Consider the following 20,985-nt stretch of genomic DNA (forward strand, 5'->3'; position numbering starts at 1 on the left):
ATGCAGACACAGCGCTTCACATGAGCCTATCGCACCGGGTGATGCTTACCTCCGCAACGCCGTTCACCGCGGACGGCTCAGAGATTGATGCTGCGAGTCGCCGCGACCCGGGTGCACTGCACTGCGACGGTTGTCGCGCCAGACCCCCGACGCCGACCTTCATTGCTCAACTTCCTTGACGTGTTTGAAGGATCGTTTGGCCTGTGGCCATTTCCACGAGTTCGCAGCGGACTTCAATCCGAGAGACAAATCGCCTGCTTCAGTACCTTTACTGGACATCTCCGCGAAACACAAACTCGCATCGCACTCGGGTTTGCCCTTGTTTTTTTAGTTATGTTTGAAAACTATATTGGTTATCTTCAATAACCTTAAAGCCGGCACATAGCCGTCCGAGGAGACAAGCATGGATCGCATCGTGTCATCGTCATGGCGCACGGCATGGGCCGTAGTGGGTACGGCCGCTTTGCTCGGAGGGTGCGGCGGAGGCGGCGGGGGAAACAGCGGATTTTTTCCGATCTTTCCCGTCGCGCCGAATACTTCACCGCCGCCGGTCGTGACGCCACCCGCAACTTCCTCGGAAGCTCGTCCCGGCACGTTGCAGTCGTGCACCGATCTTGCAAGCCAGGCAGCGTTCGGCGGCACGGTCTACACCAGCGTCACCTCGGTGGCCGCAGGCGCACTCACGGTGGCCGGCGTGAGCACCCCGACGCCGGCGCATTGCCTGGTTCAGGGGAAGATGAACGAACGCACCAGCAGCGTCGACGGCCGGGTCTACGCCATCGGCTTTGAAATGCGCCTGCCGGTCGATTGGAACGGACGCTTCTTCTATCAGGCCAACGGCGGGCTCGACGGCAGCGTGGTTCCGGCAACGGGCGGCGTTGGCGGCGGCGCTCCCACCACCACTGCGTTGAACATGGGCTTCGCGGTGATCAGTTCCGACGCGGGGCACTCCGGTTCGCAGATTCCATTCTTCGGCATCGATCCTCAGGCTCGCCTGGACTACGGCTACAACGCCGTGGCGCAACTGACGCCGATGGCCAAGAACCTGATCGCCAAGGCTTACGGCCGCGGGGCGGACCGCTCCTACTTCGGCGGTTGTTCCAATGGCGGACGCCACGCGATGGTTGCCGCCGCACGCTCTGCGAACGAATACGACGGCATCTTGGCTGGTGACCCGGGTTTCAATCTGCCGAAGGCAGCGGTCGCGCAACTCTACGGCGTCCAGCAATATGCGCAGGTCACCACGGCCAACACGCCCGCAGGCAAACCGGATCTGCAGACCGCCTTCACGCAAGCAGAGATGGACACGGTCGCTGGCGCGGTGCTGTCGAAGTGCGACGCGCTCGACGGTGCCGCCGACGGCCTCGTCGCGAACGTGCAGGCATGCAAAGCCGCCTTCACGCTGGCCACCGATGTGCCCACGTGCGGCGGCGCCCGCACAGGCTCCTGCCTCACGGCTGCGCAGAAGACCGTGCTGGACGCCGTGTTCGCGGGTGCACGCAACACCGCAGGCACCGCGCTCTACAGCAGCTTTCCCTACGACGCGGGCATCAACCGCGCCGACTGGCGGCGATGGAAGTTCTCCAATTCGCAGAGCCTGGACACCGCCGCGGTCGGCTTCGTGTTCAGTGCGCCGCCGCTGGGCACGAGCCGCCCGCCGGGCATCGACTTCGCGCTGGGCTTCAGCATGGACGCCGACGCACCGGGCATCTTCGCGACCACCGCGCTCTACACCGAGTCGGCCATGTCCTTCATGACGCCGCCGAACCCGGCCAACCTCTCCACGCTGCGCGACCGCGGCAGCAAGCTCATGGTCTACCACGGCACCAGCGATGCGGTGTTCTCGTCGGACGACACCACGCGCTGGTACGACGAGCTGCGCGCGGCGAATGGCGGCGATGCCTCCGGCTTTGCGCGCTTCTTCCCGGTGCCGGGCATGAACCACTGCGCAGGAGGCGCTGCGACGGACCAGTTCGATATGCTGACGCCGCTGGTGGCGTGGGTGGAGAAGGGCAAGGCGCCCGACTCGGTCGCTGCCGCCGCGCGCGGGGCAGGCGCCAACGTGGTCAACACGGAATTGCCCGCCGCTTGGTCGGCAACCCGGACGCGGCCTCTGTGCCCCTACCCAAAAGTGGCGACCTATGTGAGCGGCGACGTCGAGCTGGCCTCCAGCTTCGCTTGCAAATAGCCATAGTCAGCACGCGGTACCTGGTCACCACCCTCGCGCTCCTGCATTTCGAACGCGACCTCAGCCGATGTTCGCCGGTCAGCGAAGAGAACGGTTTCGGGACGCTCGGCGCCGAGCATCGCCTGTTCCTGTTCACGGGCGAGAGCAAGCGCGGTCGTGACGCTAGCGCTGGCGTTGCAGCGACGCTTGCCGCTGCTTGTGGCTGGCGCGGAACCGTCGATCAACCGCCAGAACCATCTAGCGCGCCGCTTGAATTTGAAGAGTGCGCCAACTCTTTATCGTCGCCGGCAATCGGCCTTTCCTGCGCCTCGTCTCGACGGGCAAGTTCGCGCTTTGCCGTTTCTTCGGCCGTGCCCTCCTCGTCGACGACATCGCGCCGAGCGTCCGGGTCGGCAACCAGGACGGGCCGGTTCTGAGGTGGCTTCACATAATCGGTCATGTACGGTGCTCCTTCGATTTCGCTCGAAGGATCGGTGCTCGAGGACCGACGCCGCTGTAGGAGCGGACCGCTGAAGTGCGACGCAAGATTCCGATGCCCCGCAACGATGGCTTCATAGCAATCCGGGTGATCCTGTGCTTTGCCGGCCCGACGGGAATCCGTCCAACGCCCGGAAGCTCGCGCTCTGTCACAACACACCGCCATGGCATTTCTCCATGGCTTTGCGCATCGCGCATGCGCACGATCACGCTTCGTTCCTTCCCGCACCGCGATGAAGGTCCTGTCGAGCACCACCGGCGCGACGCCGTGCATCGACCTCGATCCTCGCGTAGAGCGCTTCCACGGCGCACTCCTCGCGCTCGAGGTATTACACGTAGACGCCATCGAGAAGCACAGTGCACCCGTGATGCCGGCCTTGGGGGTTGCCGATGCGTGAGACAGTGAGGATGGCCCGCAGGTTCGTCGAATTCGCATCGACGGGCTCTGCTGCGGTAGATGAGCCGCTGAGCCTCTGCAAATGCTACCGCTGCGCGACCGTTTCGCAGGGGTGCGGCCAGATGCCAATGCGCTCTTGCGGCACGGCCATTGCAAGATCGCAGAAGAAGGCGGGAGCGGCGGTAACCCATCGGCCGTTGGCCTCGAGCCCCGGCGTTCACCTCATCGGGAGCGCGAACGACCGACGCTTGCGCCCTGCTCCTACGCAGCGCACCCGTCGGCGCGGTAGCTTAGGCCGCTTCGAAACCGCCACCGGCCGATGCGGCCCCGTCCCATGAATCTTCATCGTTACCTTCTGATCGCCAGCGCCGTTGCGCTCGGTGCCTGCGCCAGCAACGCACCCACTTCCACCGCGAGTTCGGGCGTCGACAACCAGCCCGATCCCACCATCCTGATCGTCCCGCTGCGCGTCGAGGACCCGCGGCTGGCCTCGGGCTGCTGGGCACAGTTCTATTCGAAGCGCGACTTTCAGGGCGACGTGGCTACCCTCGTCGGCCCGGCCCAGATCCAGAGCATGGACAAGAGCACCGCGCGCCAGCTCAAGCGCGACATCGACAGCGTGAGCATCGGTCCGCGCGCGACGCTGGAGGTGTATGAACACGCCATGTTCAAGGACCGCACGGTGCGCTTCGAATCCAACAGCCGCGAAGGCGGCTTGGTGCGCAAGCTCGGCTTCGGCGGCCGCATCGAGGCGTTGAAGCTGTCCTGCTCCTGACCCTTGGCGCGGAGCGCCGGCACGGCGAGGCGCACGGCGCACCGGGATTCCGATGCGCCGTGGCCCGCCGTGCCGGGGCTCAGAAGTCCATGCCGCCACCCGCCGGAACGGCCGGTGCCTTCTGCGGCTTCGGCAGTTCCGCGACCGTCGCGTCCGTCGTGAGGATCAACCCCGCGATTGACGCGGCGTTTTGCAGTGCGGTGCGCGTGACCTTGGTCGGATCGACCACGCCGAGTTCGACCAGGTCGCCGTACTCGCCGGTGGCTGCGTCGTATCCGTGGTTGCCCTTCCCTTCGAGCACCTTGGCCACCACCACCGATGGCTCCACGCCCGCATTCGCGACGATGGCGCGCAGCGGCGCTTCGAGCGCACGCAGCGCGATGCGGATACCGGCATCCTGATCAGTGTTGGCGCCCTTGATTCCGGAAATCGCGGCACGCGCGCGCAGCAGCGCCACGCCGCCGCCGGGCACGATGCCCTCGGCCACCGCCGCACGCGTGGCGTGCAGTGCATCGTCGACGCGGTCTTTTTTCTCCTTCATCTCGACCTCGGTGGCCGCACCCACGCGGATCACCGCCACGCCGCCCGCAAGCTTGGCCACGCGCTCCTGCAGCTTCTCGCGGTCGTAGTCGCTGGTGGCCTGCTCGATCTGCGCCTGGATCGACTTGACTCGCGCATCGATGCGCTTCTGGTCGCCGCCGCCATCGATGATGATGGTGTTCTCCTTCTGCACCTCGATGCGCTTGGCGCTGCCAAGGTCATCGAGCGTGGCCTTGTCCAGCTGCTTGCCGGTTTCCTCGGAGATCACCGTGGCGCCGGTGAGTACCGCGATGTCCTCGAGCATCGCCTTGCGGCGGTCGCCGAAGCCCGGCGCCTTCACGGCCGCCACCTTGAGCACGCCGCGCATCGAGTTGACCACCAGCGTCGCAAGCGCCTCGCCCTCGACCTCCTCTGCCACGATCAAGAGCGGCTTGCCGGCCTTGGCGGCGGCCTCGAGCACCGGCAGCAGCTCGCGGATGTTGGAGATCTTCTTGTCGTGCAGCAGCACGAGCGGATCTTCCAGGTGCGCCACCTGCTTCTCAGGGTCGTTGATGAAGTACGGGCTCAGGTAGCCGCGGTCGAACTGCATGCCCTCGACCACGTCGAGTTCGTTGTCGAGCGACTTGCCGTCTTCCACGGTGATCACGCCTTCCTTGCCGACCTTCTCCATCGCGTCGGCAATGATCTTGCCGATGGCTTCGTCCGAATTGGCGGACAGCGCAGCCACCTGCGCAATTTCCTTGCTGGTAGAGAGGGGCTTGGAGAGCTTGTGCAGCTCGTCGAGCACGGCGGCAGTGGCCTTGTCGATGCCGCGCTTGAGGTCCATCGGGTTCATGCCCGAGGCCACATGCTTCATGCCCTCCTGAACGATGGCTTGCGCGAGCACCGTGGCGGTGGTGGTGCCGTCGCCCGCGACATCGGCGGTCTTGGAGGCGACCTGCTTGACGATCTGCGCACCCATGTTCTCGAACTTGTCGGCGAGCTCGATTTCCTTGGCGACCGATACGCCGTCCTTGGTGATGACCGGCGCGCCGTAGCTGCGCTCGAGCAGCACGTTACGACCCTTCGGGCCCAGGGTCACTTTCACCGCATCGGCAAGGATGTTCACGCCCGCGACGATGCGCTGGCGGGCGCAGTCATGAAACTGGACGTCTTTCGCAGTCATTTCGAGATGGCTCCTTCTTCAATCATGTGTCTGTGGGGTTGTGGAAATCGCGGCCTCGTCAGGCGACGCGCTTGAGGTTGCCGCGCTCGCCGCTTTCGATCACGGCAAGGACGTCGTCCTCGCGCAGCACCAGCAATTCCGCGTCGTCCACCTTGACCGTCTGGCCCGCGTACTTGCCGAAGAGCACCTGGTCGCCCGCCTTCAGATGCAGGGGGCGCAGCGTGCCGTCCGCGAGCAGCTTGCCTTGGCCGGTGGAGACCACCTCGCCCTGCTCGGGCTTCTCGGCGGCCGAATCCGGAATCACGATGCCGGAAGCCGTCTTGCGCTGCTGTTCGATTCGCTTGACGATCACCCGGTCGTAGAGAGGATGAAGTTTCATGTTCGATCTCCTGTGCGATAAGGTCATCAAAAAGAGAACCCGCGCCAACCGTCGGCGGCGCGATCAGGTTCGTTTCCTTTGCCGGCTTGCAAGCGCCAGCGGGCGAGAGCTATGGGCTTCGGCGCGCGCCTTCAAGAGGCTGTGAACACGATTTTTTTGTGACTGTTTTTTTCAGCTGCGACGAAGCTGCAATCCGCTTGCGCGGCCGAGCCGGTAGACGGTACGCTGGGGCTCTGTTTCGCGCGGCGGCCCGGCAACCACAGGGCAAGGCAACGTCCGGCCGCCCGTGCTGTCGAGGGTTTCGTCGGAGCCGTCATGCACTGCAGACCAGATGCCGCACTTGCACGGCCTGAAGAGCCAGCGCACATAGCCGCGCCGGCCGGCCTCGCGCAGCATCTCTTCACGGTCGGGCGCTTCCGCCATCGTGTAGTCGCCTTGCTCCGGCTCGTCGCCATCCACGTAGCCGAAGGCCCGCAGCGCCTCGCTCACTTCAGTCGCCGGCACGCCCAGCCGCCACCACGCGGGGCGCACCACGCGCTCTAGGTCCCACGCGCCGAGCTGCCATGCGGCTTCGAGCAGCGCAGTCTCGAGCGCATCGAGCCGCTCGCCCGACATGTCCAGGCGCGCCATCGACTGGGCCACAGGCCGGGGCGGCAGGTCCACACCGGGAATCTTCAACGGCGTGCGCCGCAGGAAGCCATGCCAATGAAGAGACAGGAGCGCCGCATCGTCGCGCCGCGCAACGCGGGTCACCGTGACCGCATAAAGCGGCAGGCGCATGGCGGCCGCATGGCCTGCAATGGTTTCGAAAAGGTTCATTCGCACCTCCACAAATGAAAGGAGAACAACGTCGGCCAAAAAAGGGTTTGAGCGTTCGGCAGCGCCGCGGTTTCCACGGCGGGGCACTGTTGAAAAATTCGCGCCGGCCGCTACATTCCGGCCGGAAGCCCTGCCCTCCATCTCCGCCTCATCCTTGTTTATTCATTCCCTTTCGAGGAGATTGTCTTGACGATGAAGATCGCACTGCTGGATTCCATCGATCTCTGACCCTAGATTTCCATTGAATACTTACCCACCCGCTTTGTGAGTCCGAAGGCTGTGTGGATCTGCCGCAGATTGCGCTGCTGTTTCCGCGATTTGGTGGCCTCGAACAAGATCGGCCTGGACGTCGCGCTAGAAGCGCTGCGCGACGGATGGACGCAGCGCAAAGTAACAGTCGACGCGCTCTGGCATTACGCCACGATCGACCGCGTATCCAATGTGATACGCCCCTGCCTCGAAAGCGTACTTGAGATAGGCGGGCAGCATCAGCGCGACATCGCACAGATGTTGGAACTCGACATCGCGCAAAGGCTGCTCGCTCACATCGAAGTGGCACAGCATGCCGAAAAGCGAGCCGTTGTCGCCAGGGCGTAAGCGTCCGGGGAAGGCATCCTGAGTCAGGGTAGCGCTTCTTGCACCTGACGATGGATGCGGAGTCAAGACCAACCTCGGCGCATACTGTTGTCCAATTCTGGCGACGCGTGAAGATTCCGCCCACACCCCGCTGCGACCGGCGCCACGCCGCAGCCATCAGGGCCATCAATATGCGCAGCTTCCTACTGAACAATCGCGACGAGCTCATTCAACGATGCAAGGACAAGGTCGCACTGCGCCCTTCGCGTGGTGCTACCCACGAGCAACTGTCGCATGGGGTGCCGATGTTTCTCGACCAACTGACGCGCACGCTTGCAGCCGAGGATGACGGCGACGCCGCGGGTGGTCTGCTTATTTCAGGCCCGTCCGGTGGCGACGCCTCAGCACTCTCTGAGATGGGCGTTTCTGCGACCGTTCATGGCGGCGAACTGCTCGGGCTCGGCTACACGGTTGACCAAGTCGTCCATGACTATGGAGACCTGTGCCAAGCCATCACCGACCTCGCCGTTGAGCGCGACGCCCCGTTCTCGGTCGATCAGTTCCGCACGCTGAACCGCTGCTTGGACAACGCGATCGCTGACGCGGTTACCGAATTCGCTGCCCAGCGAGACCTCGAAGTGGCGAGACGACAGGCCGAGGAGGAGAACGAGCGGCTCGGCTTCCTCGCACACGAGTTGCGCAACCACCTGCACGTCGCCAAACTCGCGTTCGCAGCCTTGGAGTCAGGCAGGCTTCCGGTCGGCGGCTCGACTGGTGCAGTGCTCAAGCGCAGTCTCGGCTCGATGGAAGGTTTGATCGACCATTCCTTAGCGGCTATTCGCAACGCGACTCGGGCGCCGATGCATCCGCGCATCTTCTCGCTCGCAATCTTCTTGGCCGACGCCGGTCGCGTTGCCGAGCTCTACGCGGCAGACACTGGCTGTGCGCTCCGTATCCCGGAAGTAGACGCCCAACTCGCGATCGAAGGCAATCGCGAACTGCTGTTGGCGGCACTCGGGAACCTGCTACAGAACGCCTTCAAATTCACCCGACCGGGTAGCGAGGTCGCGCTACACGCCTATGCGTCAGATGCCTGGACCTTTATCGACGTGGAGGATCGCTGCGGCGGGCTTCCGGACGGTAGCGCGGACACCATGTTCGAGCCGTTCCGGCAAGGCTTCGATGACAAGCGTGGCCTCGGGTTGGGGCTATCGATCGCAAAGCGTAGTGTCGAGGCTGACCGTGGGCTGTTGACCGTACAAGACATGCCTGGCAAGGGATGCGTCTTCAAGATCACTTTGCCGCTACGACGGCTGGCGTAGTAGCGCGCTCGAACCTTCCAGTCCTCGAAGTTGACTCGGCGCGGGGCATTCGATCAAGCCTGCCAGCGGTAGGGCAGCAGATCTCTGACGGGGCGATCGGGTTGCGTAGGCTGCCGCTCGAGCACATTCTTGAGGTACACATAGGGCTCATGGCCGTTGAGCCGGGGCCGTGTGGAGCAGGCTCATGATGGCTGCTGCCCTCTGTCCGGCACGCAAACTTCCAGTGAACAGCAATTCTTTCGTCCCAGCGCGATGTGCCTGATCAAGTTCTCGACGCGGTTGTTGTCGACCGCCAAGTCGCCGTCATCGAGGAAGCGCGTCAGTGCTCCCCAGCGCCTGAGGCGGTAGTCGATGGCTGGACCTTCGCGAGCCCGGAGCGGCTGCCGAGCAAGGCGGGCTCTTGCGGCTGTCGGCTTCATCGAGCTCACCGACGACGCCGCCGAGCTTCGCGGCAAGCGACTGGACGCGCCCGGTGCCTTGGGGCGTAGGAATAAACATGCCTCGATTTTCGCGGATAAGACCAACTGCGCGGCTCAATGCCGCGGCGTTTCGTCCAGCCGATGGGCCAGGAAAAAGCGAAGCATCTCGCGGCTGGCGTCGATGCCGTCGGGTTGCGTGTAGCTGCCTTGCGCGCTGCCGCCGGACCATGCATGCCCGGCAGCGTGAAGACGCCAGTGCTCGGCCTCGCCGCGGCCCTCGGAGGCCGGATAGAGCGTTCGCGTGAAGCGCCGGCCGGCCGGCGACTGGCCTTCGCTGACCTCGCCCGGCGTCGCACCTGCAAGAATGGCCATCCCGTTGTTCACATGGACGGTGGTGTCAGCGTCGCCATGAAAGACGATGATCGGCTGCGGCGTCGCGGCCGCACCGGAGGGAGCTTCGGGCACTCCGGTCCGCATCGCGTGCAATGCCGACAACATGTCGTGCGCGGCGCCGTGCGGAAGCCCGGAGTGCACGCCGATCGCGGCAAAGATATCGGGATAGCAATGACCCAGCACGTCTGCCATGGCACCGCCCGCCGACAGCCCCGCGACATAGACCCGCGCACGATCTGCATGCTGCTGCGCGGCGACATGCTGCGTGAGCGCGGCAAGCAAGGCCGGTTCTCCCCGGTCACGCTGCTGATGCTGGGTCTTGAACCAGTTCCAGCATTTCTGGCCGTGTACCCGCTGCGCCTGCTCCGGGTACAGCACGATCACCCCTGATTCACGCGCGTGGTCGTTCATGCGGGTACCCGCAGCAAAGTCCGCCGCGCCCTGCGTGCAGCCATGCAGCATCACAACGAGCGGTCGAGGCGTGAGCGGCTGGTTCGCGGCACTTGCCGGCACGAAGAGCATGTAGTCGATGGTGCGGCCCTGATGAGAAAACGTGCCCTTCACCCATTGTTCCGGCTCACCGAAAGCGTCGGGGGATGGCATGGGCCTGCCAGCCTCAATAACGCGCGCCTCGACATCGATCACGCCTGCTTCCGGAGTCGGACGCGTCGATGAAACAGGCGATGCCGGCTGCGCATCGCTCCCGCCTCGCAATGCGCGTTGGATCGCATGGGTCGCGTCGAGCAGCCGACCACTGCGTGTAAGTTGCGTCGCCTCGTTCATCAGGCCCACGAAAAGTGAATTCATTGAGGTTGCCCGGGTAATTGCCAAGAGGCGCTAGTGAATGCGTTCCGCCAGTGCAGCCTTGACCGCTGGCGACGCGTGAAGGGCGCCAAGCACCGTCAGCGAATCGATGACCGCGCTCGCAAGCTCGGGGCTTACGTCGGGTGCGATCACCGCAAGGCCGAGCACCCGGATCTGGAGCGTCTCGCCTGCGGCGCGCACGGCCTCGAGGTCAGCGGCAGAAAAGCTCTGCAGGCCGAGGACCAACGTCTTGCGCGACACCGCTTGGCGCAAGGCATCGGAATGCGAGGCGAGATGGGATCGGATGGCCGTGCGGATGAAATCCGTGCGATTCGAATAGAAGCCTTCCGCCACCAGCAGGTCGATATGCCCGAGATCGACGAAGCCCATGTTGATCGTGATCTTCTCGGACTCCGGTGTTTTGATCGGCGCAGGCCGGGGGGGTGCTTTTCGGGGCATTCACCATCCTAACACCATCTGCATAGATGGTATATGGATGGTTTTCAGCTTCTTCAGCTTTACAGTGGCGTCTCGCGATCAATTCGGCGGACACCGCCTTGAGCGGATCATTTCTCGTTCTATCCCCCCTTCAACGCCCCGAGTCGTACCAAGCTTGGCACTACGAAACGCCGGATGACTTTGTGTTCGCGTCAAGGGCTCGCGTTACTGTTGCTGCTACTTCGACATCGACATCAAGGGGCGATCAGATGAAGGGCACGCCACCGGTCACGGGGATGGTTGCACCTGAGATGTACGAGGCCTGGTCGGAGGCCAGCAGCACGTACACCGCCTGCAACTCGGAGGGTTGGCCCGGGCGCTTCATCGGCGTCTGCATGCCGAACTCCCTCACCTTCTCCGGCGGCATGGTCGACGGAATCAACGGTGTCCAGAAGGGGCCGGGGGCCACGCAGTTGACGCGGATGCCCTTCTCCGCGAGCAGCTGCGCCATGCCGCCCGTCATGTTCTGGATGGCGCCCTTGGTTGCGGCATAGGCCACGAGCGTCGCATTGGGCTTGTCCGCGTTCACGGAAGCGGTGCTGATGATGGCGCTGCCCGGCTTCATGTGGACGACGGCCGCCTTGCAGAGGAAGAAGTTCGCATGGACATTGGTGCGAAAGGTGCGGTCCAACTCCTCTGCGCTGATCTCGGCCAGGTCCTTGTGCGTCATCTGGAAGGCGGCGTTGTTCACCAGCACGTCGAGCCGGCCAAAGCACTCCATCGCCTTGTCCACCAGTTCGATGCAGTGCGCCTCCTCGCAGATGTCGCCCGGAACGGCCAGGCAGATCCTGCCCTCGCGCTCGATGAGCTGCGCCGTGACGCGGGCATCGGATTCCTCCTCGGGCAGGTACGAGATCAGCACGTCGGCGCCTTCGCGTGCAAACGCCAGCGCCACGGCGCGACCGATCCCGCTGTCGCCGCCGGTGATGAGCGCGGACTTGCCGACAAGCTTGCCGGTACCCATGTACGACGTCTCGCCGAAGTCGGGGCGCGGTTCCATCGCGGATTCGAGTCCGGGCGGCGTCTGCTGCGGCGTGCTGAACGGTGGCCGCGGATGGACGGTGAGGGGATTGGGCATGGACGGCTCCTTGAATGATCTGGACGCCATGTTGGCGGCCGCCTCGCAGCGCGGCGTAGGAAGGTCGCCAACTTGTGCGCGGGTTGATACGCATGTCGTACCGTCGGCTCAAGCTGTCTCGACCGGGGCTCTTACGGCATCCGCAGGCTTGGCCCTCTTGCGCGCTCGCGGTAGCGCTTTTTCGAAGATCACCGATGCCTGCGACAAGTCGTCGAGCCGCGCCTTCCACGCCGATGCCATCTGTTCAGGATGGCGTATTCCCGCGCACCTTGGAGGCGCTGGACTACAAGAGACCGCCCGAAGGCCACTAGATTTCATGTCGCCGCGCGCAGACGGACCCACTGGACACTGAAGGAAACCGATGGCCGAAGACCCCGCCCCTGCATTCGTTGCCTGGATGGCAGCGGAAACTGCCGCCTACACGGCTATTCACCAGCTTCACCAGCGTACGCAAGGTGGGCGCTTGGCCATCCCGGACAGCCGCATCGAGCAGATTGCCAGGCTGCGCAAGGAGGCGGACATCCGTTTCGCCGGGCTGTGGGGCGCGCTCGGCGCAGCGTCGCAGCCCAGCGTGGCCGCACCACCGGTGCAGCGCGGGCGCAGGCGGCGCGCGGCCTTCGAGCTTCTCTCGCGAGAGCCTGCCGAGTCCATCGAAAACCGCATCGGGTAAGCGTCCGGCCCCTATGGCCGGAACCGGCGGGATCAAAGGGCGCACGATTTCACGCGCTCATTTGTCCCTCTTTCTCGTCCTCTCGGCTTGCCCCAAATGAAGATCGCCACATTCAACGTCAACGGCATCAACGGTCGCCTCGCCCGCCTGCTCGAATGGCTCGCTGAATCGAAGCCCGACGTCGCCTGCCTGCAGGAGCTCAAGTCTCCCGATGCCGCCCTGCCGGTCGATGCGATTCGCAGTGCCGGATACGGCATCGTCGCGCACGGGCAGCGTGCATGGAACGGTGTTGCCATCCTCGCGCGCGGAAGAGAGCCGATCGACACCGGGCGCAGCCTGCCGGGTATGGAAGCCGACCCGCAGAGCCGGTACATCGAGGCGGTGGTCGGGGGCGTGCTGATCGGCAGCCTCTACCTGCCCAACGGCAATCCGCAACCGGGACCGAAGTTCGACTACAAGCTGCAATGGTTCAAGGCCTTCAACAGGCATGCGAAGAAACTCTTTGCGAGCGGCATGCCGGTCGTTCTGGCCGGCGACTACAACGTTGTGCCTACCGATGCCGACATCTACAACCCGGCCTCCTGGCGCGACGACGCGCTGCTGCAGCCCGAAAGCCGGGCGGCGTTCGCGCAGCTGCTCAAGCAGGGCTGGACCGATGCGATTCGCGCGAGCCACCCTGGCCGGGTGCCCTTCACCTTCTGGACGTACTGGCGAAACCGATATCCGCGCGACGCCGGACTTCGCATCGACCATCTGCTGCTGAGCGCCGAACTCGCACCGATGCTTCGCAATGCCGGCGTGGACCGCGACGTGCGTGGGCGCACCGGTGCGAGCGACCATGCGCCGGCCTGGATCGAGCTTGACATTCCGGCAGCGTAGGCCATCCGCGCGACTAGGCATGGAGCGCAACCCTCAGCATGCTGCTCGGCTACCAGGCCTTTCACGTCGCCGTGCTGATGCTCATGGGCAGCTACGTGATAGCGCGTTCGTGGACCCGCAAGCTGCATCACGCGGTGCGCGCGACGCTCGACAACACCGCGCTAATGTGGCACTGCGTCACCACGCAGGGCCTCATCGACGCGCTTACGGTGCAGCTGGTTCCGGTGGCACTCGGCTGATCACGATGAAGTGCCAACGACCGGCGCCACAAACGTTGTTCAACTCTTGTACTTTCGCACGCTGAGTTCTCCATCGCTCTCGAGCATCGCCAGCCGCACCTCGGAGAGCTCGGCGATGCCCTTTTCCCTGAGCTTGGACATCAGCTCGTCCACCGTGATGAGCTGGCGCCGCAGCGTCCTGTGCAGGATCTGCCCATGCTTTACCAACGGCTCGGCGGGCGGCTCGATCAAGCGCGACACTGCGGGCGAGTGATAGCTGGCCCAATCGAGCAGGTAGTTCCAGCCCACCAGGGTCACGATGAGGACCAGACCGTCGGTGATGGTCTTGTACTCGCCCTGCATGGCGTTACTGGAAGCGTCGGCGATCAGCACAACAAACAGCAGGTCCGCCACGCCGAGCGATCCGACGTCGCGCCGCAAAAGGAAACGAAAAACCAGGAGCAAAAACCAGTAGACCACCGTGCCTCGCAGCACCATGTGCCAAGCCGGCATCTCCATGCGAAAGAGTTCCGAGAGTGAATCCATGGCTTGCCTCCGTCCGGCCGCTGGCCGGTGCCGCTTGTTCTTCAGTGGGACTTCGTTTGTTCACACTGGGCTCTTCGACACAGGCTTCGTGATCGTTGCTGTGGCCGTGGCGCCGAGCGTGATCTCGGTGATCCACGACACCACGAGCGCTCCGTAGGCCCGCCGCGATTCTGTTTCGACAACGCGTGGTTCGCGCCCGACAGCAGACATGGACGGTTTTGGTTCTTTCAACGCCCAGCGACCGTCTCCGCGATCAATTCGGCGGCACCGCCTTGGGGGGATCGTTTTCTCGTCCGAAGTGGCGATGAGCGCCCATGGCGTCGATGAAAGCGGCGATTCCTGCGTCAGCGCCAGCCGCATCCGCCAAGATGAGACCGGGGTCCACGGAACCGTCCGGCAGGGTCATCGGGATCTGTGCCTCGGCCAGAAGCGCTTCGGACGCGCCCAGCGCGAGGATCGTCTTGCAATGCCAGTACTGGTCGCGAAGAAATTCGAGCGTGTGGGCATCCGCATCGAGCGCTTCGACAGCTGCCGCGCCATCGGGCAGGACGAGTGCGTCGAAAAGAAAGCCCGGCGAGTTCTCCATGGTCGCATCGGCGGCGAACTTTTCGCCGCCCGCGCCGACATAGGTGCCAAGCCGGGCACCAATGAGCCGCGGCACCGCGCCGGCGGCGACGAGTGCGGAGATGAGCTTTTGCAACGACGTGCCTTCGACACCGTTTGCAACGAGCACCGCAATCTTGCGGGTGCGGATACCACCGTCACCCGGCCGGGCGAGCAACGACAGCGCCGATGACGCTTCGACTTCGGGAGGCGCTGGATTGTCCAGCGCCTTGGGCATCGGCGCGGGCAATTCCATTCCGAGGTCCTGTGCGAGGCGCTGCGCCAGATCCGGGGCCGCATTGAGCAGGCTCGCCACCACGCGCTCCCGGATCGCAGGGACAGTCACCTTGGAGAGTTCAAAGCGGAAAGCATTGCCGATATGCGCCTTCTCCACCTCGCTCTGGCTTTCGAAGAACAGCCGGGCCTGGGTGTAGTGATCGGCGAACTTCTCGGGCTTGACGCGCACCTTGTCTGCACTCTCCTTGGCATCGAGCCGTCGGGCCACGCTGGTGAACCCTTGTGCGGCGCCCGCCTGGAACGGGCAGCCGCCGGCGAGTGAATTGGGCTCGTAGGCGACGCGGCCACGGGGGATAGCCTGTCGATGCATGCCGTCGCGCTGGTTGTTGTGCACCTGCGCAATCGGCGCGTTGATCGGCAGTTCGTGGAAATTTGGCCCGCCCAGGCGAGTGATCTGCGTGTCGACATAGGAGTGGATGCGACCTGCCAACAGCGGATCGTTCGTGAAGTCCAGTCCGGGCACGATGTGGGCCGTGCAGAACGCGACCTGCTCGGTCTCTGCGAAGAAGTTGTCGGGATTGCGGTTGAGCACCATGCGCCCCACGATCTGCACCGGCACCAATTCCTCGGGGATGAGCTTGGTCGCATCCAGGATATCGAAGCTGAACTGTTCGGCCTGTTCCTCGGTGAAGATCTGCAGCCCCAGTTCCCATTCGGGATACTCGCCCGCCTCGATCGCCTCCCACAGGTCGCGGCGATGGAAATCCGGATCGGCGCCGGAGATCTTGACCGCTTCCTCCCACACCAGCGAATGGGTCCCGAGCTTGGGCTGCCAGTGGAACTTGACGAGGACGCTCTCGCCAGCCTCGTTGACCAGGCGGAAGGTGTGCACGCCGAAGCCCTGCATCATGCGATAGCTGCGCGGAATGGCGCGGTCCGACATCTGCCACATCAGCATGTGCGTCGACTCAGGCATCAGCGACACGAAATCCCAGAAGGTGTCGTGCGCGCTGGCGGCCTGCGGCATCTGGTGGTGCGGCTCAGGCTTCACGGCATGTACGAGGTCCGGGAACTTCATCGCGTCCTGGATGAAGAACACCGGCATGTTGTTGCCCACCAGGTCCCAATTGCCTTCGTCCGTATAGAACTTGACCGCGAAACCGCGCACGTCGCGCGCGGTGTCCTTCGACCCGCGTTCGCCGGCCACCGTCGAGAAGCGCACGAACACCGGCGTGATCTTGCCGGCCTCCTGGAAGGGCGCTGCCTTGGTGTGCTTTGTCAGCGGCTCGTAGCACTCGAAGAAGCCATGAGCACCGGAGCCGCGCGCATGCACGATGCGCTCGGGGATACGCTCGTGATCGAAGTGAGTGATCTTCTCGCGCAGGATGAAGTCTTCGAGCAGCGCGGGGCCGCGCGCGCCGGCCTTGAGCGAATTCTGGTTGTCGGCGATGGCGACGCCCTGGTTGGTGGTGAGCACCTGCCCGCTCGAATCGACGCGCACGCGGTCCAGCGTACCGATCGTCGCATTGAGCCCTTCGCGTGCCGCGGCGCCGGTCTTGTCCGAGGGGTTGCGCTCCGAAAGCGTGCTCGCACCTGGCAGTCGGGACGGCGGTGTGACCGTGACGCCCGCGGGCGTGGCCTGTGCGTTGTCTTGGCCATACTCGAGCGGCTTGTTGTTATTGGCGGGCATGCCACTGGCCAGCGCCTGGGTGTCGATGGCCTTCTGCGCCGGCGCATCGCCCTTGCCTGCGTTCGCGGGGGCGGGACTGGCGGGCCCGCTGTCGGTGTTGCGTGCGGCGGCGCGGGCCGCATCGATCTCGGCGGCGCTGGCTGCCGAGGAAGCTGGGGATTTCTTGGCCATGGGTTTGTCTCTCGAGGTGGGAAGGAAAGTGGGAAACACACGCTAGGCGCCGTGTATTTGCGGCGTTGTAGGCGCCCATGCCATTGCGCCCGAGGATTGGGACGCAGGGCGTCCTGGGGAGCAAACAAGGGGTAGAGAAGAGTCCATGCGTGTTCGGGGTTCGTCCGCGCCTACGTGTGCACCGCTCCCGCACTGACGCCGTGCAAACCCTGTCGCGCTCAGCCTGAGGAAACCCGGTCCGTTGCGCCGGGCAGAAAGAAAACAAGTGATCGGCATCGTCGTCCCAGCCCACAACGAAGAAGCTTGCGTGCGCTCGTGCCTGCAAGCACTGGCCGCAGCAGCCAGACATCCCGACCTGGGAGGCGAGTCCGTGGAGATCGTTGTGGTGCTAGATGCATGCACCGACGCCACGGGTGTATATGCCTGCGCCGCCGGCGCGACGACGCTGAGCATTCGCGCACGCAACGTCGGCATGGCGCGCGCAGCGGGGGCTCAGGCGCTTCTTGCGCGCGGCGCGCGCTGGCTGTCCTTCACCGATGCCGATACCGTTGTCTCGCCCTCTTGGTTGGTGGAACAGCTTGCGCTGCGCGCCGATGCCGTGTGCGGAACGGTGGGCGTGGTCGACTGGACGCCGCACGGCTGCCACGCAACATTGCTGGCCTGGCATTTCCAGCAGACGTACCAAGACGCCGACGGGCATTCACACATCCACGGAGCCAACCTCGGCGTCTCCGCAGCGGCTTACAGGCTGGCCGGCGGCTTCAGGCATCTCGCGTGTAGTGAAGACGTCGCACTGGTCGATGCATTGATCGCGTCCGGTGCATCGGTGGCATGGAGCGCAAAGCCCCGTGTGGTCACGAGCGCACGAAAGAACGCCAAGGCTTCCGGTGGATTTGCGGATGCCCTGTGCCACGCTGTTGTGCAACGGCTCGAGGCCGTGTCACAGCCGCGGTTCTCCCCGTTGCCCAGCTTACTGAATCCCTAGCTTCTCAATGGAGTCAACATGAAACAGAGCAGCAGTCAGAAAGAGATGTCGCCGATCAACATTGACCAGAGCCATGCAGTCGGACAAGACAGCCCCACGGAAGGCAGTCGAATGGGACGGGAAGCCAACAAGACCACGGACTACCCCGGTGAAGCCGAATCAGCGGTTACGGACGATACATCGGCACCCGCCGAGGGCGAGAGCCGCGAAGATGCAATTCGCAGGGCTGCCTACGAGGCCTATCAGCGCCGCGGTGCCACACCAGGCAGCGAGATCGACGACTGGTTGGAGGCTGAAGCTCAGGTGGAGCGGCAACGTAGAGAATAGGACAGGAGAGCCAGCGCGAAACTCACGATCAGAAATGCCACCCAATATCGCTGTCGTGAACTAGCACCGCCCATGGCATGAGGCCGAAAGGCATCCGTTTAGGCAGGAGCAGGTGCTCCAGGTCGACCGGGGCGGGCGGATTTCGGTGCGCCAGCGCGCGGCCGGAAAGGTCGACTTCCCGGCCGTGCTCGATACCTACAGAACACGGCGACAGCAGGACCACGAGACGCTCGAACGTATGGTTTCGTACGCGCGGTCGGGCCAGTGCAGGTGGCAGTTGCTCCTGAGCGATCTCGATCAGGCTGCGGAACTGAAACGCTGCGGCGCATGCGACAACTGCCGGCGCATCGCGGCCCACGAAAACGAAATGGCGCAGCCCATCGTGATGATCGGCGACGAGGCCGGGCCTGTTGCACGCACACCGCCTGCATTCACCGCCGACGATCGGGTGCGAGTCAGGCGCTTCGGACCCGACGTGGTCATCGCTTCGGACGCGACATCGATCACCGTCGGATTCGAGGACGGAACCCCGCGCTGTTTTCACCCGGACTATGTGCCCCCTCTGCATCGTGCCTGGTTATCGGGTGGACACCTCTGAGCCTCCGGTCTTTGGCCCTGTAGGCGGTGCCATGCGGTACGCCGAAGAGTCCAAAGCCGATGCGTTCGAACAGATCACCGAACGCGGTCGCTAGGCGGCCGATGTCTCGGCCCAGCTGGGCATAAGCTAGCACGGCCTTCATCGATGGATCGAGGCTCCGCGCACGCACGCCGGGTGATCGACAGACGCAGATGCCACAGACAAACGAGTTGCGGCGGCCGTCGTTGATCCGTCGCATATGACTGCGGACTGGATTTCGCCTACTTGAACTCATGCACCACTACAGGCGCCGACCGGCTGTCCTGCACCGTCACGCGCTGCCGGTACACCTCGAGGTCTCCATTGCGCACCTCGATGTTGTAGATCCCCGGTCGCAGGGGCAGCGTCTTGAGCGGCGGGCTCACCCCGCGGTCTGCACCGTCGACGAACACCTGACCCCACGGCCGGATGTTGAACTGCACGCGCCCCATGCCCGGTGAGGCCGCCGTCGACGGCGCGCCTGAGATCGCCGAAAGCCGATTCAGCTCCGCGATCGCGTTGCGCGCGTCTCTTGCGTGCGGGCCGCGCCGGTAGCGGCGCAGATAGGCCTCGTAACCTTCCCGCGAATTTTCGGCCTGGGCAATATTCCAGTCCTCGACTTCGTTGGGAGCCTTCGGAGGCACCGGCGGCGGCGCCGCCGCTTGTGCCTCGGCTGAAGGCGTTGTGACCGGCACATTCTCGAGGGGCGTCAGTGGTCCTTGCGCCGACGCGCTCGCAGGAGCCGCGGGCGGCATGGCGGTGCCGTCCGAAATCACCGTCGCACCGCCGGCTGACGGCGTGCCGTCGGTAGCCGGAGGCCCGGCGCCGGGTGCACTGGTGCCGGGTGCGGGCATGGCGGCCGGCGGCGCAGCGGGATTGGACATGGGCGCTGCGGGCGGTGGCATCGGCACCACGGCGGTCGTCATGTCCGGCTTGCCCGAGGTCATGCGCAGGCCGATCCAGGCCCCCACGGCGACGAGTGCGATCAGCAACCCGCCCACCAAGCTCCAGCGCGCAAGAGCCGGTGCCTTCTTCTGCGCGACAGGCTTGCTGCCGCTCGCGTTCGGCACGGCACGCGGCGGCCGCGCAAGAGGCTGGGTCTGCACCGGCTCGGCCACTGCCGCAGGCTGCGCGACGACGGCGGTTGTTTCGAGCGGTGCCGGCATGGGCGAGAGCGGCAGAGGCGGCGGCGTGGCCGGCACCGGCGCGGACGGAATGATCACCGTCGGCGCGGCCGCTGCGTTGACGTAGATGTCGCCCAGCTTCACGAGCCCCAGTTCGGCCGCGAACACGGCGACGGTCTGCGTGCGGTCCTTGCTATGTACGGCCAGCGTGTGGTCGACCGCGGCGCAGAAGCCGGGGCTCAGGTCGCTGCGGCCCATGGACGACAACGGCACGTAGGCGTCCTGCACGCTGCGTACCACGGCCGAGGGCGGCGGGTGCCCGGTGACCGCGCGGTACAGCACGGCGCCCAGCGCATACATGTCGGTCCACGCGCCCTGCAGCAGCGTGTTGTCGTCGGCGTACTGCTCGATGGGCGAGTAGCCCGACTTCACCATCACCGCCACCTCGTCGACCAGGTCGGCAATCGACTTGCGCGCCGCGCCGAAGTCGAGCAGCACCGGCAGGTCGTCGTGCTGGAGGAAGATGTTGTCGGGTGCGATGTCGCGGTGGAAGCACTGGTTGCGGTGCAGCGTCTCCAGCGCGCCGAGCAGCGGACCGAGCATGCCCAGCAGCCACCGCTCGGTGATTTTCGAGGGCTCTTCCTCGGCCAGGCGGCGCAGCGTGCGGCCCCTGTAGAGCTGGATCGCCATGTAGGCGGTGGAGTTCGACTCCCAGAAGCGATGCACCCGCACCAGCGCCGGATGACTGAACTGCGCGAGCGTGCGTGCCTCGTTGATGAAGCTGCGAAGGCCTGCCTGGAAGGTGGCGGTGAGCCGCTCGGAGCGCACGTGCACGCTGTTGTCGCCCACGCGGCGCGCGAGCATGGAGGGCATGTATTCCTTGATCGCGACCTCGCGCTGCAGCGAGTGGTCGTAGGCGCGGTAGACGATGCCGAAGCCGCCTTCGCCGATCACCTCCAGCAGCTCGAATTCGTCCAGCCGGTGGCCCACGCCCAGGGGGTGCGGTTTCTCCGTGTCCTGCGCATCGGACGGCGGACTGTCGCCGCTGCCGCTGCTGCTGCCGTACGTCGTCATTCATCTCCTCCTGTC

Annotated in this window: 21 protein-coding genes and 2 pseudogenes; 12 read left to right on the top strand and 11 right to left on the bottom strand. The window is 64.8% G+C overall.

Translation table 11 applies throughout. The features are described 5' to 3' along the window. Positions 1 to 403: 403 nt before the first annotated feature. Entirely contained in the window at positions 404 to 2,188 is a 1,785-nt protein-coding gene (locus tag J2W23_RS28980) for a tannase/feruloyl esterase family alpha/beta hydrolase (RefSeq protein WP_176656980.1), read from the top strand. A 220-nt stretch (positions 2,189 to 2,408) separates the two neighbouring features. Here the strand turns inward: J2W23_RS28980 and J2W23_RS28985 are convergent, their stop codons facing one another. After that, on the bottom strand, positions 2,409 to 2,627 hold the full coding sequence (locus J2W23_RS28985; RefSeq protein ID WP_176656978.1) for a hypothetical protein: 219 nt from the start codon (positions 2,625 to 2,627) through the stop codon (positions 2,409 to 2,411). 202 nt (positions 2,628 to 2,829) lie between these two features. Here J2W23_RS28985 and J2W23_RS28990 point away from each other — a divergent pair, with 202 nt between their 5' ends. Together J2W23_RS28990 and J2W23_RS28995 are read left to right on the top strand one after the other, a co-directional pair. Further along, positions 2,830 to 3,063, top strand: a complete 234-nt coding sequence (locus J2W23_RS28990) for a hypothetical protein (RefSeq protein ID WP_218104365.1) — start codon at positions 2,830 to 2,832, stop codon at positions 3,061 to 3,063. Between the two features lie 333 nt (positions 3,064 to 3,396). Then, positions 3,397 to 3,837, top strand: coding sequence for a hypothetical protein (locus J2W23_RS28995; RefSeq protein WP_176656976.1), 441 nt, complete (start codon positions 3,397 to 3,399; stop codon positions 3,835 to 3,837). Between the two features lie 79 nt (positions 3,838 to 3,916). Here the strand turns inward: J2W23_RS28995 and groL are convergent, their stop codons facing one another. The 3 genes from groL to J2W23_RS29010 all read right to left on the bottom strand — a co-directional run bounded on the left by groL (position 3,917) and on the right by J2W23_RS29010 (position 6,740). Next, positions 3,917 to 5,542 (bottom strand): chaperonin GroEL, encoded by a 1,626-nt coding sequence (gene groL, locus J2W23_RS29000; protein ID WP_176656975.1) that lies wholly within the window; start codon positions 5,540 to 5,542, stop codon positions 3,917 to 3,919. A 58-nt stretch (positions 5,543 to 5,600) separates the two neighbouring features. Beyond that, positions 5,601 to 5,921, bottom strand: coding sequence for a co-chaperone GroES (locus tag J2W23_RS29005; protein WP_176656974.1), 321 nt, complete (start codon positions 5,919 to 5,921; stop codon positions 5,601 to 5,603). 171 nt (positions 5,922 to 6,092) lie between these two features. After that, positions 6,093 to 6,740 (bottom strand): diguanylate cyclase, encoded by a 648-nt coding sequence (locus J2W23_RS29010; RefSeq protein WP_176656973.1) that lies wholly within the window; start codon positions 6,738 to 6,740, stop codon positions 6,093 to 6,095. Between the two features lie 330 nt (positions 6,741 to 7,070). Here J2W23_RS29010 and J2W23_RS29015 point away from each other — a divergent pair. Continuing rightward, a pseudogene (locus J2W23_RS29015) lies at positions 7,071 to 7,208 on the top strand (transcriptional regulator); the annotation flags it as partial. A gap of 167 nt (positions 7,209 to 7,375) precedes the next feature. Beyond that, positions 7,376 to 8,638 (top strand): sensor histidine kinase, encoded by a 1,263-nt coding sequence (locus tag J2W23_RS29020; protein WP_307651203.1) that lies wholly within the window; start codon positions 7,376 to 7,378, stop codon positions 8,636 to 8,638. A 53-nt stretch (positions 8,639 to 8,691) separates the two neighbouring features. On the opposite strand, the pseudogene J2W23_RS29025 reads toward J2W23_RS29020, so the two are convergent. The 4 genes and pseudogenes from J2W23_RS29025 to J2W23_RS29040 form a co-directional block, all read right to left on the bottom strand. Beyond that, a pseudogene (locus J2W23_RS29025) lies at positions 8,692 to 9,030 on the bottom strand (IS66 family transposase); the annotation flags it as partial. A 141-nt stretch (positions 9,031 to 9,171) separates the two neighbouring features. Next, positions 9,172 to 10,257 carry an extracellular catalytic domain type 1 short-chain-length polyhydroxyalkanoate depolymerase gene (locus tag J2W23_RS29030; protein WP_176656972.1) on the bottom strand — a complete coding sequence of 362 codons (1,086 nt, stop codon included), beginning with the start codon at positions 10,255 to 10,257 and terminating at the stop codon, positions 9,172 to 9,174. A gap of 30 nt (positions 10,258 to 10,287) precedes the next feature. Continuing rightward, on the bottom strand, positions 10,288 to 10,713 hold the full coding sequence (locus tag J2W23_RS29035; protein ID WP_176656971.1) for a CopG family transcriptional regulator: 426 nt from the start codon (positions 10,711 to 10,713) through the stop codon (positions 10,288 to 10,290). A 244-nt stretch (positions 10,714 to 10,957) separates the two neighbouring features. Next, entirely contained in the window at positions 10,958 to 11,830 is an 873-nt protein-coding gene (locus tag J2W23_RS29040; RefSeq protein ID WP_373424001.1) for an SDR family oxidoreductase, read from the bottom strand. A gap of 361 nt (positions 11,831 to 12,191) precedes the next feature. On the opposite strand from J2W23_RS29040, the gene J2W23_RS29045 reads away from it, so the two are divergent. The 3 genes from J2W23_RS29045 to J2W23_RS29055 all read left to right on the top strand — a co-directional run bounded on the left by J2W23_RS29045 (position 12,192) and on the right by J2W23_RS29055 (position 13,618). Further along, complete coding sequence (locus J2W23_RS29045) at positions 12,192 to 12,500, top strand: hypothetical protein (RefSeq protein ID WP_176656969.1); 309 nt, start codon at positions 12,192 to 12,194, stop codon at positions 12,498 to 12,500. Positions 12,501 to 12,596: 96 nt separating this feature from the next. Then, on the top strand, positions 12,597 to 13,379 hold the full coding sequence (locus J2W23_RS29050; RefSeq protein ID WP_307651204.1) for an exodeoxyribonuclease III: 783 nt from the start codon (positions 12,597 to 12,599) through the stop codon (positions 13,377 to 13,379). 38 nt (positions 13,380 to 13,417) lie between these two features. Next, positions 13,418 to 13,618, top strand: coding sequence for a hypothetical protein (locus J2W23_RS29055; RefSeq protein WP_307651205.1), 201 nt, complete (start codon positions 13,418 to 13,420; stop codon positions 13,616 to 13,618). 39 nt (positions 13,619 to 13,657) lie between these two features. Here the strand turns inward: J2W23_RS29055 and J2W23_RS29060 are convergent, their stop codons facing one another. Both J2W23_RS29060 and J2W23_RS29065 read right to left on the bottom strand, forming a co-directional pair. Further along, positions 13,658 to 14,143 carry a DUF421 domain-containing protein gene (locus J2W23_RS29060; protein ID WP_307651206.1) on the bottom strand — a complete coding sequence of 162 codons (486 nt, stop codon included), beginning with the start codon at positions 14,141 to 14,143 and terminating at the stop codon, positions 13,658 to 13,660. 253 nt (positions 14,144 to 14,396) lie between these two features. Continuing rightward, positions 14,397 to 16,460 carry a catalase gene (locus J2W23_RS29065; protein WP_373424002.1) on the bottom strand — a complete coding sequence of 688 codons (2,064 nt, stop codon included), beginning with the start codon at positions 16,458 to 16,460 and terminating at the stop codon, positions 14,397 to 14,399. On the opposite strand from J2W23_RS29065, the gene J2W23_RS31410 reads away from it, so the two are divergent. From J2W23_RS31410 to J2W23_RS29080, 4 genes are all read left to right on the top strand, one after another. Beyond that, complete coding sequence (locus tag J2W23_RS31410) at positions 16,432 to 16,890, top strand: hypothetical protein (protein WP_373424003.1); 459 nt, start codon at positions 16,432 to 16,434, stop codon at positions 16,888 to 16,890. The two genes, J2W23_RS29065 and J2W23_RS31410, sit on opposite strands and share 29 nt — an antisense overlap. Positions 16,891 to 17,109: 219 nt before the next feature. Further along, on the top strand, positions 17,110 to 17,829 hold the full coding sequence (locus tag J2W23_RS29070; protein ID WP_307651207.1) for a glycosyltransferase: 720 nt from the start codon (positions 17,110 to 17,112) through the stop codon (positions 17,827 to 17,829). An 18-nt stretch (positions 17,830 to 17,847) separates the two neighbouring features. Next, entirely contained in the window at positions 17,848 to 18,156 is a 309-nt protein-coding gene (locus J2W23_RS29075; protein WP_307651208.1) for a DUF2934 domain-containing protein, read from the top strand. Between the two features lie 112 nt (positions 18,157 to 18,268). Next, positions 18,269 to 18,754, top strand: a complete 486-nt coding sequence (locus J2W23_RS29080; RefSeq protein WP_307651209.1) for a RecQ family zinc-binding domain-containing protein — start codon at positions 18,269 to 18,271, stop codon at positions 18,752 to 18,754. A 260-nt stretch (positions 18,755 to 19,014) separates the two neighbouring features. Here the strand turns inward: J2W23_RS29080 and J2W23_RS29085 are convergent, their stop codons facing one another. Beyond that, complete coding sequence (locus tag J2W23_RS29085; RefSeq protein ID WP_307651210.1) at positions 19,015 to 20,970, bottom strand: serine/threonine protein kinase; 1,956 nt, start codon at positions 20,968 to 20,970, stop codon at positions 19,015 to 19,017. Positions 20,971 to 20,985: the final 15 nt, after the last annotated feature.

It is taken from the genome of Variovorax boronicumulans (assembly GCF_030812215.1).
GTDB classification, from domain to species: domain Bacteria; phylum Pseudomonadota; class Gammaproteobacteria; order Burkholderiales; family Burkholderiaceae_C; genus Variovorax; species Variovorax boronicumulans_C.